This is a genomic window from Brevundimonas sp. SGAir0440, from assembly GCF_005484585.1.
GTDB lineage: Bacteria > Pseudomonadota > Alphaproteobacteria > Caulobacterales > Caulobacteraceae > Brevundimonas.
Genome location: NZ_CP039435.1, coordinates 148,125 through 160,776, shown reverse-complemented (window position 1 = coordinate 160,776; position 12,652 = coordinate 148,125). Strand labels below are relative to the sequence as shown.

Sequence of the window (12,652 nt, the reverse complement as noted above, 5' to 3'; positions counted from 1 at the left end):
CGCGGATGTCTTCTTCCCTTGCGTCAGCGCCCGCCAAGAAGGACCTCGGCTTCGTCGAGTTCGTCTGTCTCATCGCCCTGATGATGGCGCTGAATGCGCTGGCGATCGATTCCATGCTGCCGGCCCTGCCGCACATCGGCGCCGACCTGAAGGTGGCGACCGACAACGATCGGCAATGGGTGGTGACGGCCTATCTGCTGGGCTTCGGCGGGGCGCAGCTGTTCTACGGTCCGTTGGCGGATCGGTTCGGCCGAAAGCCGGTCCTGCTGTTCGGCGTCGGCGTCTATGTGATGTTCAGCCTGCTGGCGACCCTGGCGCCGACCTTCGAGACGCTGATCATGGCCCGCGTCGGTCAGGGTCTGGGCAGCGCCTGCACCCGCGTGCTGGCCGTCTCCATCGTACGCGATCGGTATGAGGGGCGCACCATGGCGCGGGTCATGTCGTTCAGCTTCCTGGTCTTCCTGGGCGTGCCGATCCTGGCGCCGTCGCTGGGTCAGATGATCATGCTGGTCGGGCCGTGGCGCTGGATCTTCGCCGGGCTGGGCCTGATCGGGGTAGGCCTGATCGTTTGGGCGTCGTTGCGTCTGCCCGAGACGCTGAAGCCCGAGGATCGCCTGCCGATCCAGGTCAAGCGGCTGGTCTCGGCCTACAAGATCGCCCTGACCGATCGCACGGCCGTCGGCTACACCCTGGCCATGACGGCGATCACCGGGGCGTTGTTCGGCTTCATCAACTCGTCGCAGCAGATCTTCGCCGACGTCTTTCACGCCGAGGCGGCGTTTCCGGCCATCTTCGCCCTGATCGCGGGCGGCATCGCCGTGGCCTCGATCGTCAATGCGCGACTGGTGGTGAAGCTGGGTTCGCGCAAGATTTCGCACACGGCCCTGATCGGCTTCACCAGCATCGCGGCCATCCATGCAGGGGTGGCGATCAGCGGTCATGAATCAATCTGGACCTTTGCGATGCTGCAGACCCTGACCATGTTCTGTTTCGGCCTGATCGCGGGCAATTTTGGATCAATGGCCATGGAGACGATGGGCAAGATCGCGGGCACGGCGGCCTCGATCCAGGGGTTCGTCTCCACCATCGTCGGCTCGCTGCTGGGCTTTGCGGTGGGCCAACAGTTCAACGGCACGACCATTCCGATGTCGGTCGGCTTCACCGTCTTTGGCTTGGTCGCCTTGGGCTGGGTGCTGTTCGCCGAGCGGGGACGGCTGTTCCGGGCCCATCACGCGCCGGTCGCCGCCAAGGCTTGATCTTTTTCGCGTTTCCGCGCGTTCTCCGGGCCAATCGTAAGATCAGCCCAGGAAAACCTCGATGACGCGCAAAGCGCTCGGTCTCGTCTCCGCCCTCGCCCTGGCCGCCGCCATGGGTCTGAGCGCCTGCTCCACCACGACGGGAGGGTCGGCCATGACCCCGCCCGCCATCGCCCCGGCGCCCGGTCCCGAGGCGGTGGACGTCCACACCCACGCCCGGCCCGAGATCGCCCGCGTCGTCGATGTGGCCTTGGACCTGACCGCCGACTTCAACGCCAAGACCCTGGCGGGCACGGCGACCCTGGACATCCTGGCGATCCCGGGCGCCAACGAGATCGTGCTGGATATCCGCGATCTGGACATTCAGGATGTGCGCGACGCGGCGGGCCAGCCGCTGCGCTATGTCGTCGGCGACAGCGACCCGATCCTGGGCCAGCCGCTGACGGTCTATTTCCCGGCCTTCGCCGCCAATGAGCGACGCAAGATCACCATCCGCTATTCCACCCGTCCGAATGCGGCGGCGCTGCAGTGGCTGAACCCCAGCCAGACGGCGGGCGGACAGAAGCCCTATCTGTTCAGCCAGGGCCAGGCGATCCTGACCCGCACCTGGGTGCCGACCCAGGACAGCCCCGGCATCCGCCAGACCTATTCGGCCCGCATCACCGCGCCTGAAGACCTGACGGTGGTCATGAGCGCCGATCACCTGACGCCCAACGGCGAGCGGGCCTTAAACGGGATGAAGACCTGGCGCTTCCGGATGGACAATCCGATCCCGCCCTATCTGATCGCGCTGGGCGTCGGCGATATCGCCTTTGCGCCGTTCGACGGCCGCACCGGGGTCTGGACCGAGCCCAGCCGCCTGCGCGCCGCCCAGTGGGAGCTGGAGCCGACCGCCCAGATGGTGACGGCGGCCGAGAAGCTGTACGGCCCGTATCGCTGGGGCCGCTACGACCTTCTGGTCCTGCCGCCCTCCTTCCCGTTCGGCGGGATGGAGAACCCGAAGCTGACCTTCGCCACCCCGACCATCATCGCCGGCGATCGCTCGCTGGTGTCGCTGGTCGCGCACGAACTGGCGCACTCTTGGTCGGGCAATCTGGTCACCAATGCGACCTGGAACGATTTCTGGCTGAACGAGGGTTTCACCGTCTATTTCGAGAACCGGATCATGGAGTCGGTCTATGGCCATGACCGCGCCATGCAGGAGCAGGTGCTGGGCTGGGACAGCCTTCAGGACACGCTGAAGTCCCTGCCGGCGGCGGACACCCGCTTGCATCTGGACCTGAAGGGCCGCGATCCCGACGACGGCATGAACGACATCGCCTATGAGAAGGGCGCCCTGTTCCTGCGGACCATCGAACGCACCGTCGGGCGGGATCGGTTCGACGCGTGGTTGCGCGGCTATTTCGACCGCAACGCCTATCGTCCCATGACCACGGCGATGTTCCTGCAGGACATCCGCGACAACCTGATCAAGGGCGACGCGGCGCTGGAAAGCCAGCTGCAGATGGACGCGTGGGTCTATCAGCCCGGCCTGCCGTCCAACGCCGTCGCGCCGGTGTCCCACGCCTTCGAGCCGGTGGATGCGGCCGCCGTGGCCTTCTTCAAGGACAAGGGGCCGGCCTCGGCCATTCCGTGGGCGGACTGGAACACCCAGCAGCGGCAGCGCTTCCTGGGCTGGCGTCCCGAGGGTCTGCGGACGGGGGCCGACTGGCTGACGACCGCGCAGCTGGCCGATCTGGAGCGCACGCTGAATCTGGCGAACGAAGGCAACGCCGAACTGACCTTCGCCTGGCTGCAGATCGCCCTGGCCCATCGCTATCAGCCGTCTGTGGCCACGGCCGAGAAGTTCCTGACCAGCCAGGGCCGTCGCAAGTTCGTCCTGCCGCTGTTCCAGACCCTGTGGAACGAGGGCGACTGGGGTCGGGGCAACGCGCGGCGCATCTACGCCGAGGCCCGGCCGCTCTATCACCCGGTCACCAGCGGTTCGGTCGATCAGCTGGTCGGACGGCCTTAAGGCTAGAGATCCACGACCGCCGCGCCGGTTTCCTCCGCCAGTCGTTCCGCCAGGACGGCGCGGTGGCAGCCGGCGTGGTCGGCCTCGAAGCACAGCAAGGCGACGGGTTTGTCGGCCGCCAGCGCCTTTAGTCGCTCGTACTCGATCTGCGCCCGGGGCTCGGCCAAGTGATCGGCGAAGATGGCGCGCATCTCGTCGACACGGCCCTTGCGCGCCGCGTCACGTCCCGCCTTGGGCGTGCCCAGCCCGCGCAGGTGGACATAGTCGATCCCTTCGGCCTTCAGGCTCTCGCCCAGGATCGTCTTGGAAAAGCCGGCGCGGCGGGACGCGGCGACCGCGCGGACATCGATCAGGGTCTGCACACCGGCTGTCTTCAGCCGCGCGATGACGTCGGCCTGGGTCGCGCCCTCGTAGCCAATGGTGAAAAGCTTCATCCGCCTCAGATGGGCGGCCGCGCGTCGAACGCCAGCGTGACCGTGAAGGCCCGCGTTGCGGTGCGGCGCCCTATCGTCTATCCCGCCGAAACGGATTTCGACTGGAGCTTTCCCCATGGCTGACCTCGCCCCCGGCGTCGTGACCCTCTTCGGAGGTTCGGGCTTTATCGGGTCGCAGGCGGTGCGCGCCCTGGCGCGTCGCGGCTGGCGCATTCGGGTCGCCGTGCGCAACCCGGTCCTGGCGATCGAAATCCAGCCGCTGGGCGATCCCGGCCAGATCCAGTTCATGCGCTGCGACATCACCAACCCGGCGGATGTGGCGCAGGCCGTGCGCGGCGCGGACGCCGTCGTCAATCTGGTCGGCGTGCTGCATGACGCAGGCGGCAAGCGCGGTTTCGACGCCGTTCACACCGAGGCGGCCAAGACCATCGCCGAGGCCGCAAAGGCGGCGGGCGTTGCGCGCCTGGTCCAGATCTCGGCCATCGGCGCCGACGCCGCCAGCCCTTCGGCCTATGGCCGCACCAAGGCCCAGGCCGAGGCGGCCGTGCGCGCCGTCTATCCGGATGCGGTGATCCTGCGTCCGTCGCTGGTGTTCGGCGCGGGCGACAGCTTCCTCAATCGCTTCGCCGCCATGGCGACGATGGCCCCGGCCCTGCCGCTGATCGGCGGCGGCGAGACCCGGTTCCAGCCGGTCTATGTCGGCGATGTCGCCGAGGCCATCGCGCGCGGCGTGACCCGCGCGGACGCGGCCGGCCGCACCTATGAACTGGGCGGGCCGAGCCTCTACACCTTCCGCGAGGTGCTGGAGCTGGTGCGTCGTGAGACGGGCCGCGACCGGATGCTGGTTTCGGTGCCCTTCATCGTCGCCAAGCCCCTGGGTTCGCTGCTGCAACTGAGCCGGTTCGTCGGCCTGACCCCGCCGCTGACGCGCGATCAGGTGCTGATGCTGGAGAAGGACAATGTGGTCGCCGCCGATGCGTTCGGCCTCAGCGATCTGGGCATCGACCATCCGGCCGGCATGGCGGCGATCGCCCCGTCCTATCTGTGGCGCTACCGCGTCGGCGGCCAGTTCGCCGAAGCGCCCGCCCACTAAACCCGTCCCCTATGACGCCGCCGCCGGTCGCCTTCGCGGCCGGCGGCGTCTTCTGTTCGGGAACAAAGAGTGCACAGCTTAAGGATGCCGGCCACGCGCCCCCAGTTCTCCACCACCGATACGCCTGACCTGAACGACGCGCGGGCGTTGCTGGCGCGTGTCTGGGGTCATGCCGACTTTCGGGGGCTGCAAGGACGGGTGGTCGAGCAAATCCTGTCGGGCGGCGATGTGCTGGCGGTCCTGCCGACCGGCGGCGGCAAGAGCGTCTGCTATCAGATCCCGGCCATACTGCGCCCCGGACTGGGGCTGGTGGTGTCGCCCCTGATCGCACTGATGACCGATCAGGTCGAGGCGTTGAAGCAGCAGGGCGTCGCGGCGGCGCGGCTGGATTCCGGCGTGTCGCTGGACGAGCGTTCGGCCATCTGGGCGGCGGCGCGGTCGGGGGAACTGGACCTGCTCTATGTCTCGCCCGAAGGCCTGGCGGCGGGCGCCATGATGGACCGGCTGGCGGAACTGCCGCTCAGCCTGATCGCCATCGACGAGGCCCACTGTGTGTCCCAGTGGGGTCACGACTTCCGCCCCGACTATCGCAACCTGGGTCTGCTGGCCGAGCGGTTCCCCGACGTGCCCCGCATCGCGGTGACGGCGACCGCCGACGCCCGCACCCGCGACGACATTCTGCGCTCGCTGCGGCTGGAAGAGGCGACGGTCTTCGTCGACAGCTTCGCGCGTCCGAATCTGCAACTGTCGGCCGAGCGCAAGGAGAGCGCGTCTCGGGCCAAGACCGACGCCCGCGTCATCGAACTGGTGCGCGAACGGCGGGGCAAGTCGGGCGTCGTCTATTGCGGCAGCCGCGACGGCTGCGACCGCGTGGCCCAGGCGCTGCGCGACGCGGGGACCAACGCCATCGCCTATCACGCCGGCATGGATACGAAGGAGCGCGACCGCCGGCTGGAACGCTTCCTGGCCGAAGAGGGCGCTGTGATGGTCGCGACCATCGCTTTCGGCATGGGCGTGGACAAGGCCGACGTCCGCTTCGTCATCCACGCCGATCCGCCGGGCAGCCTGGAGGCCTATTGGCAGGAAATCGGACGGGGCGGTCGCGACGGCGAACCGGCCGAGGGCATCACCCTGTATGGCCCGTCCGACATCGCCTGGTCCTTGCGCCGACTGGACAGCCGTCCGATGGCCGAGGAGGTCAAATCGGTCCAGGTGCGAAAGACTCGTCAGTTGTTCGCCATGCTGGACGGCGCGGTCTGTCGCGCCCAGGCCGTGCGGCGATATTTCGGCGAGCATGACGCCCAGCCTTGCGGCGTCTGCGACATCTGCGGCGACCCGCCCCAGCTTTATGACGCGACCGTCCCGGCCCAGAAGGCGCTGGCGGCGGTGCAGCGGCTGGGCGGCCGGTTTGGGAGGGGCCGCGTCGTCGATCACCTGACCGCCCGCACCAAGGACGTGCAGCCGTGGGAGCAGCAACTGTCCACCTGGGGCATCGGGCGCGAGATTTCGCTGAACAGCTGGCGCGAGATCGTCGATCACCTGCTGTTCGAAGGTCTGCTGGTCGAGGATCCCAACGACGGCAAGCCGCTGGTCGGGCTGGGCGATCCCGAGGCGGTGCGCGCCGTCTATCGCGGCGAGCGCCAGATCGAGGTGCGTCGCGCGCCGCTGAGGGCCGATACCGCCCCGCGTCGTCGTGATCGATCGGGCGAGGGGCGCAATGCGGCGCTGGAGACGATGGACGCCGATGTCCGCGCCCGGTTCGAGGCCTTGCGCGCCTGGCGCCGCGACCGCGCCTCGGAACAGCACGTCCCGCCCTATGTCATCTTCCAGGACCGGACGCTGCTGGAGATCGCCCACGCCGAGCCGGGCGACCTGAACAGTCTGGGCGCGATTTCCGGCGTCGGCCAGTCCAAGCTGGATCGCTACGGCAAGGGCGTGCTGGAGGCGCTGGCCGCTCTCTAGAAGCCGTCAGACTTCCGGCTTGGGCGGGGCGGTGATGACTTCGACGTTGTCGTTTAGCAGATAGGACAGTTCCGACAGGGCGACCGCGCGCTCGGCCGGGTTGGCCGCGGCCTGAACGGCCTGAACCTTCTTGGGCATGTCCTCGGAAATGCCGCGCAGGATGCATTTCAGATCGCCGTCGGTGCCGCGTTCCTTCAGGATCAGGTGGCCCTGCATGTCCAGGGCGGCCAACTGTTCGGCCTGGGCCTTGAAGCCGGTGAAGGCCTGGCTGGTGAAGAAGGCGGCGTCGTCGGCGGCCTTGGCGGCGGCCCAACCGTCCACCACGGCCTTCAGGCTGGCCGAGCGCGAGATGATGTCGGCGAACAGCGGCTCGCCCGCCACCGAGACCGGCGCGCCGGGCGCGGCGGCCGGCTGTTCGGCGGCCAGGGCCACCGCGGGATTGGACATCGCCAGGGCGATCGTGAGAGCAAGGCCGCAGGACATTGAGGTGACTTCCTGTTTCAGCGTCCGCTGGGACGTTGAACCTGAATACGCCCCAGCCGTAAACGAGTGTTTACCCTGTCATTCCCGATGGAGACGACGATGACCCGCGACGCCGCCTGGACCGCCTTCGACCAAGCCGCCGCCGAGGCCGCCTCCGCGCGGATCGTGGATCAGTTCGCCGCCGATCCCGACCGGCTGGCGCGGATGTCGGTCGAGGCGGCGGGGCTCTATCTGGACCTTTCGAAACAGAGCTGGACCAACGCCGCTTTCGAGGCCTGCCTCGATCTGGCGAGGGCATCCGACGTCGAGGGACGTCGCGCGGCCCTGTTCGCCGGCGAGGCCGTCAATCTGACCGAGGGACGGGCGGTCCTGCACCCCGCTCTGCGCGCTGCGCCCGGCGCCGACTTCAAGGCCCTGGGCGAGCCGGTCTCGGCCGAGGTGGACGCCGTGCGGGCGGACATGAAGGCCTATGCCGACGCCGTGCGGTCGGGCGCCGAGGCGGGCGCGACGGGGCGCAAGTTCGAGGCGATCGTCCATGTCGGCATCGGCGGTTCGGACCTGGGGCCGCGCGTGGTCTGGGACGCCCTGCGTCCGCTGGACCCGGCCATCGATCTGCGCTTCGTCGCCAACATCGATCCGCGCGACATGGCCGAGGCGCTGACGGGCCTCGATCCCGAAACCACCCTGGTGGTGGTGGTGTCCAAGACCTTCACGACGCAGGAAACCCTGGCCAACGCCGAGGCGGCCAAGGCCTGGCTGGCGGCGTCGCTGCCGGCCGAGGGGATGACGAAACACTTCATCGGGGTGACGGCGGCGCCGGACAAGGCGGCCGCCTTCGGCTGCGGTCGGACCTTTGCCTTCCGGGACTGGGTCGGCGGGCGCTATTCGCTGTGGTCGGCGGTCAGCCTGTCGTGCGGCATCGCCCTGGGCTGGGACGTGTTCGAACGGATGCTGGCGGGCGCGGCGGAGATGGATGCGCATTTCGTCTCGGCGCCGCTGGAGCGTAACGCGCCGATCCTTCTGGCCCTGGCCCAGGTGTTCAACGTCGACGGCCTGAACCGGCCCGCCCGTACCGTCGCCCCCTACGCCCACGCCCTGCGTCGCCTGCCGTCCTTCCTGCAGCAGCTGGAGATGGAGTCGAACGGCAAGCGGGTGCACCGCGACGGCACACCGGTGACGCGCCAGACCTGTCCCGTCGTCTTCGGCGAGCCGGGCACCAACGGGCAGCACGCCTTCTTCCAGCAAATCCACCAGGGGCCGGAGGTCGTGCCGGCGGAGTTCGTGATTGTCGCCAGGACGCATGCGGATGCGCCGGAATCGCCGCTCTGGTCCAATGCCCTGGCCCAGGGGCAGGCCCTGATGCTGGGCAAGACGACCGAGGCGGCCAGGGCTGAAGGTCTGGCTCAGGGTCTGTCGGAGGAAGAGGCGACGCGCCTAGCGTCCCACCGCACCTTCACCGGCAACCGTCCGTCGACGGCCATCGTCATGGAGCGGCTGACGCCCGAGGCCCTGGGCGCGCTGCTGGCCCTGTATGAGCACAAGACCTTCGTCGAGGGCGTGATCTGGGACATCAACAGCTTCGACCAATGGGGTGTCGAACTGGGCAAGGTCCTGGCCAAGGCGATCCTGAAGGACGTGGACGCGGGCGGCCCCTCGGCGGACCTGGATCCGTCCACGGCGGCCCTGATGACGCGGTTGATGGGCTGACGCGAAAAGGGCCCGTCCTTGCCGGACGGGCCCTGCCGATCACCTAGACTGTCGAACGCTTACCAGCGGCGGTCATAGCGGTAGTCGCGATCATTGCGGTAGTCGCGGCGGTCATAGCGCGAGTCGTAACGGCGGCCGTCGTAGCGGTAGTCATAGCCCGAGCGGCTGCGGTCGATGCCGTGCTCGCGCTCCCAGTGGCCCTGGTTACGGTAGCAGCGGCCGCCGCGATAATATTCGCAGCCCGATCCTCGGTTGGAGGCCACCGCGCCCAGCGCCGCACCGGCAAGCGCGCCGCCTGCGATATAGCTGCCGTCGCCGTTGCCATAGATGGCGCCGGCCAGACCGCCCACCGCAGCGCCGATCAGGGCGTTACGGCCGGTGTTGTCGCGATCGCGCGATTGGGCGGATGCCGGAGCGGCCATCAGGCTCAGGGCCACGACGGGGGCGGCGGCGACCGCAGTGATCTTCAGCAGCTTGGACATCTTGGTCTCCTTCTTTCCTCGCCGATCTGCATTTCCGGGGCGGGAAGGCATCCAGCGTTGGAGCTGTTCTATCGCTCCCAGTTTGAACGACCCCGGAGGTCGGCATTCATTTTCGGTTCATTTGTCACAGAGAATTCGCGCGGAGATCGAGCCGCGCCGCTTGACGATGCCAGCGCCTCTGCCTAACTCCCGCCCGCGTTAGCACTCTCGCTGGTCGGCTGCCAAAACGGCGATCGCGAGAGCGCCGCACACCGTTTCAAAAACGCCCCGATCCGGGGGTTCTAGAGGGAGAAGTCCGATGGCGTTCCGTCCGCTCGGCGACCGCGTGCTGGTCAAGCGCGTTGAAGAAGAATCCAAGACCAAGGGTGGCATCATCATCCCCGACACCGCCAAGGAAAAGCCGCAGGAAGGCGAAGTCGTCTCCGTCGGCCCTGGCGCCCGTGACGACCAAGGCAAGGTCAATGCTCTGGAGCTGAAAGCCGGCGACCGCATCCTGTTCGGCAAGTGGTCGGGCACGGAAGTGAAGATCGACGGAGAAGACCTGATCATCATGAAGGAATCCGACGTCCTGGGCGTGCTGTCCTAAGCACCCGACGTCCGACGTTCTTCAATCAATCCATATAGATAGGAGCTGCCCGCATGGCTGCTAAAATCGTACAGTTTAACACCGACGCGCGCGACAAGATGCTGCGCGGCGTCAACGTCCTCGCCAACGCCGTCAAGGTGACCTTGGGTCCCAAGGGCCGCAACGTCGTGATCCAGAAGTCCTTCGGCGCCCCGCGCTCGACCAAGGACGGCGTCTCGGTCGCCAAAGAGATCGAGCTGGAAGACGCCTTCGAGAACATGGGCGCCCAGATGATCCGCGAAGTCGCTTCGAAGACGAACGACAAGGCGGGCGACGGCACCACCACCGCAACCGTTCTGGCTCAGGCCATCGTGCAAGAGGGCCTCAAGGCCGTCGCCGCCGGCATGAACCCGATGGATCTGAAGCGCGGCATCGACAAGGCCGTCGGCCTGGTGCTGGAAGAGATCAAGACCAACTCCAAGCCGGTCTCCAACAACTCCGAAATCGCCCAGGTCGGCACCATCTCGGCCAACGGCGACTCGGAAATCGGTGAGCTGATCGCCCAGGCGATGGCCAAGGTCGGCAACGAGGGCGTTATCACCGTCGAGGAAGCCAAGACCGCCGACACCACCGTCGACGTCGTCGAAGGCATGCAGTTCGACCGCGGCTACCTGTCGCCCTACTTCATCACCAACGCCGACAAGATGGAGGCCCAACTCGAAGAGCCGCTCATCCTGCTGTTCGAGAAGAAGCTGACCTCGCTGCAAGCCATGCTGCCGATCCTGGAAGCCGTGGTGCAGTCGGGCCGTCCGCTGCTGATTATCGCCGAGGACATCGAAGGCGAAGCCCTGGCGACCCTGGTCGTCAACAAGCTGCGCGGCGGCCTGCGCGTCGCCGCCGTCAAGGCTCCGGGCTTCGGCGACCGCCGTAAGGCCATGCTGGAAGACATCGCCATCCTGACGGGCGGCCAGGTCATCTCGGAAGACCTGGGCATCAAGCTTGAGAGCGTCACGCTCGACATGCTCGGCAAGGCCAAGAAGGTCTCGATCACCAAGGACGACACCACCATCGTCGAAGGCGTCGGCGGCAAGGACGAGATCGAAGCCCGCGTGGCCCAGATCAAGCGCCAGATCGAAGACACGACCTCGGACTACGACAAGGAAAAGCTGCAGGAACGTCTGGCCAAGCTGGCCGGCGGCGTTGCAGTCCTGCGCGTCGGCGGTTCGACCGAAGTCGAAGTGAAGGAAAAGAAGGACCGCGTCGACGACGCCCTGAACGCCACGCGCGCCGCAGCTGACGAAGGCATCGTTCCGGGCGGCGGCATCGCCCTGCTGAAGGCCTCCAAGATCTTGGCCGACGTCAAGGGCGACAATGCCGACCAGAACGCCGGCATCGCCATCATCCGTCGCGCCCTGCAGGCTCCGATCCGTCAGATCTCGGAAAACGCAGGCGTCGAAGGCTCGATCGTCGTCGGCAAGGTGCTGGAAAACGACCAGTCCTCGTTCGGCTTCAACGCCCAGACCGAAGAGTACGGCGATCTGGTGCAGATGGGCGTCATCGACCCCGCCAAGGTCGTCCGCACGGCTCTGCAAGACGCCGCTTCGGTGGCCGGCATCCTGATCACGACGGAAGCCGCCGTCGCCGACGCCCCCAAGAAGTCGGGCGGCGCTGCGGCTCCCGACATGGGCGGCATGGGCGGCATGGGCGGCATGGACTTCTAAGCGGAAGGGCGGCCTTCGGGTCGCCCGGACGCCCCGGCGAAGGCCGGGGTCCAAGCTAACCGACGCTGAAATGCAGAAGGGCGGGACCGCAAGGTCCCGCCCTTTTTGTTTGCCTATCCTCTCTGCGAAGCGGGGCGGGTGTGGCTGTTTCAGAACTCCGAAATCGCGCCCGGCTTGCGGGACCGCGTCTTCAGCCACATCACGCCCAGGAGGTCCGAGACCGAGGCGCGCAGGCGGCCCCAGTTGGTGTATTTCGAGCGGCCGACCTCGCGGTGGCGATGGTCCACGTCGAGATACTGGTTCTTGAACCCCTCGCGGATCATCAGCGCCGGCAGATAGCGGTGGATGTGATCGAAGTAGGGCAGGCGCAGGAAGACATCGCGGCGGAAGGCCTTCAGCCCGCAGCCGGTGTCTTCGGCGTCGTCGCCCAGCAGTTTTCGGCGGATGCGGTTGGCCCAGATCGAGGCCTGGCGTTTGGCCTCTGTGTCCTGGCGCTTGGCGCGACGACCGCCGACCAGGCCCACATCGCCGGGGGCGGCCAGAAGCGCATCGACCAGGCGGGGCGCATCGGCCGGCGGGTTCTGACCGTCACCGTCCATCGTCACCACGACCGGCGCGCGCGCAGCCAGGACGCCGGTTCGAACCGCCCGGCTCTGGCCCGCATTGGTCCCGTGGGCCAGGACGCGCAGCGCCGGCAGTTCGGCCATGGCGGCCTTCAACTCGGCCAGGGTCGCATCTCGGGACGCATCGTCCACGAAGATCATCTCGTACGAACGGCCGGCGAAGGCGGCGGCGATCTCGCGCGCCAGCGGCACGGCGGCGCCCGCCTCGTCATGGACGGGAACGACGACGGAGATTTCGGGCGTTTCGGGGGTCATCGGCGCTCCATAGAGGATAACGACGGCTTAGGGGAGACGGCTGACGACGGCGTAGTC

At 67.6% G+C, this 12,652-nt stretch carries 11 protein-coding genes; 7 read left to right on the top strand and 4 right to left on the bottom strand.

Going from position 1 to position 12,652, the window contains the following annotated elements; translation table 11 throughout:
* The first annotated feature begins 5 nt into the window (after window positions 1-5).
* The gene (locus tag E7T10_RS00780; protein ID WP_137720324.1) at window positions 6-1,256 is read left to right on the top strand and encodes a multidrug effflux MFS transporter; all 1,251 of its coding nucleotides are present in this window, start codon (window positions 6-8) and stop codon (window positions 1,254-1,256) included.
* Window positions 1,257-1,317: 61 nt separating this feature from the next.
* Window positions 1,318-3,270, top strand: coding sequence for a M1 family metallopeptidase (locus tag E7T10_RS00775; protein WP_137720323.1), 1,953 nt, complete (start codon window positions 1,318-1,320; stop codon window positions 3,268-3,270).
* A gap of 2 nt (window positions 3,271-3,272) precedes the next feature.
* Here E7T10_RS00775 and E7T10_RS00770 read toward each other — a convergent pair whose 3' ends face one another.
* Complete coding sequence (locus tag E7T10_RS00770) at window positions 3,273-3,704, bottom strand: DUF488 family protein (RefSeq protein WP_137720322.1); 432 nt, start codon at window positions 3,702-3,704, stop codon at window positions 3,273-3,275.
* A 115-nt stretch (window positions 3,705-3,819) separates the two neighbouring features.
* On the opposite strand from E7T10_RS00770, the gene E7T10_RS00765 reads away from it, so the two are divergent.
* Together E7T10_RS00765 and recQ are read left to right on the top strand one after the other, a co-directional pair.
* A complete protein-coding gene (locus E7T10_RS00765; RefSeq protein ID WP_137720321.1) occupies window positions 3,820-4,797 on the top strand; it encodes a complex I NDUFA9 subunit family protein in 978 nt (325 codons plus the stop codon).
* Between the two features lie 84 nt (window positions 4,798-4,881).
* Complete coding sequence (gene recQ, locus E7T10_RS00760) at window positions 4,882-6,759, top strand: DNA helicase RecQ (protein ID WP_137720320.1); 1,878 nt, start codon at window positions 4,882-4,884, stop codon at window positions 6,757-6,759.
* Window positions 6,760-6,765: 6 nt separating this feature from the next.
* Here recQ and E7T10_RS00755 read toward each other — a convergent pair whose 3' ends face one another.
* The gene (locus E7T10_RS00755) at window positions 6,766-7,242 is read right to left on the bottom strand and encodes a hypothetical protein (RefSeq protein WP_137720319.1); all 477 of its coding nucleotides are present in this window, start codon (window positions 7,240-7,242) and stop codon (window positions 6,766-6,768) included.
* Window positions 7,243-7,341: 99 nt separating this feature from the next.
* Here E7T10_RS00755 and pgi point away from each other — a divergent pair, with 99 nt between their 5' ends.
* Entirely contained in the window at window positions 7,342-8,949 is a 1,608-nt protein-coding gene (gene pgi, locus E7T10_RS00750) for a glucose-6-phosphate isomerase (RefSeq protein WP_137720318.1), read from the top strand.
* A 59-nt stretch (window positions 8,950-9,008) separates the two neighbouring features.
* On the opposite strand, the gene E7T10_RS00745 is transcribed toward pgi, so the two are convergent.
* Window positions 9,009-9,431, bottom strand: coding sequence for a hypothetical protein (locus E7T10_RS00745; protein WP_039245800.1), 423 nt, complete (start codon window positions 9,429-9,431; stop codon window positions 9,009-9,011).
* A gap of 298 nt (window positions 9,432-9,729) precedes the next feature.
* Between E7T10_RS00745 and groES the strand changes: the two genes are divergently transcribed.
* Complete coding sequence (gene groES / locus E7T10_RS00740) at window positions 9,730-10,017, top strand: co-chaperone GroES (RefSeq protein ID WP_017505470.1); 288 nt, start codon at window positions 9,730-9,732, stop codon at window positions 10,015-10,017.
* Window positions 10,018-10,070: 53 nt separating this feature from the next.
* Window positions 10,071-11,717 carry a chaperonin GroEL gene (gene groL, locus E7T10_RS00735; RefSeq protein WP_017505471.1) on the top strand — a complete coding sequence of 549 codons (1,647 nt, stop codon included), beginning with the start codon at window positions 10,071-10,073 and terminating at the stop codon, window positions 11,715-11,717.
* A 149-nt stretch (window positions 11,718-11,866) separates the two neighbouring features.
* On the opposite strand, the gene E7T10_RS00730 is transcribed toward groL, so the two are convergent.
* Window positions 11,867-12,595, bottom strand: a complete 729-nt coding sequence (locus E7T10_RS00730) for a glycosyltransferase family 2 protein (protein ID WP_137720317.1) — start codon at window positions 12,593-12,595, stop codon at window positions 11,867-11,869.
* Between the last annotated feature and the right edge of the window lie 57 nt (window positions 12,596-12,652).

Bases quoted from the DNA above. Each gene is read 5' to 3' on its own strand.
- E7T10_RS00780 (WP_137720324.1), top strand. From the start codon at position 6: ATGTCTTCTTCCCTTGCGTCAGCGCCCGCCAAGAAGGACCTCGGCTTC.
- E7T10_RS00775 (WP_137720323.1), top strand. From the start codon at position 1,318: ATGACGCGCAAAGCGCTCGGTCTCGTCTCCGCCCTCGCCCTGGCCGCC.
- E7T10_RS00770 (WP_137720322.1), bottom strand. From the start codon at position 3,704: ATGAAGCTTTTCACCATTGGCTACGAGGGCGCGACCCAGGCCGACGTC.
- E7T10_RS00765 (WP_137720321.1), top strand. From the start codon at position 3,820: ATGGCTGACCTCGCCCCCGGCGTCGTGACCCTCTTCGGAGGTTCGGGC.
- recQ (WP_137720320.1), top strand. From the start codon at position 4,882: ATGCCGGCCACGCGCCCCCAGTTCTCCACCACCGATACGCCTGACCTG.
- E7T10_RS00755 (WP_137720319.1), bottom strand. From the start codon at position 7,242: ATGTCCTGCGGCCTTGCTCTCACGATCGCCCTGGCGATGTCCAATCCC.
- pgi (WP_137720318.1), top strand. From the start codon at position 7,342: ATGACCCGCGACGCCGCCTGGACCGCCTTCGACCAAGCCGCCGCCGAG.
- E7T10_RS00745 (WP_039245800.1), bottom strand. From the start codon at position 9,431: ATGTCCAAGCTGCTGAAGATCACTGCGGTCGCCGCCGCCCCCGTCGTG.
- groES (WP_017505470.1), top strand. From the start codon at position 9,730: ATGGCGTTCCGTCCGCTCGGCGACCGCGTGCTGGTCAAGCGCGTTGAA.
- groL (WP_017505471.1), top strand. From the start codon at position 10,071: ATGGCTGCTAAAATCGTACAGTTTAACACCGACGCGCGCGACAAGATG.
- E7T10_RS00730 (WP_137720317.1), bottom strand. From the start codon at position 12,595: ATGACCCCCGAAACGCCCGAAATCTCCGTCGTCGTTCCCGTCCATGAC.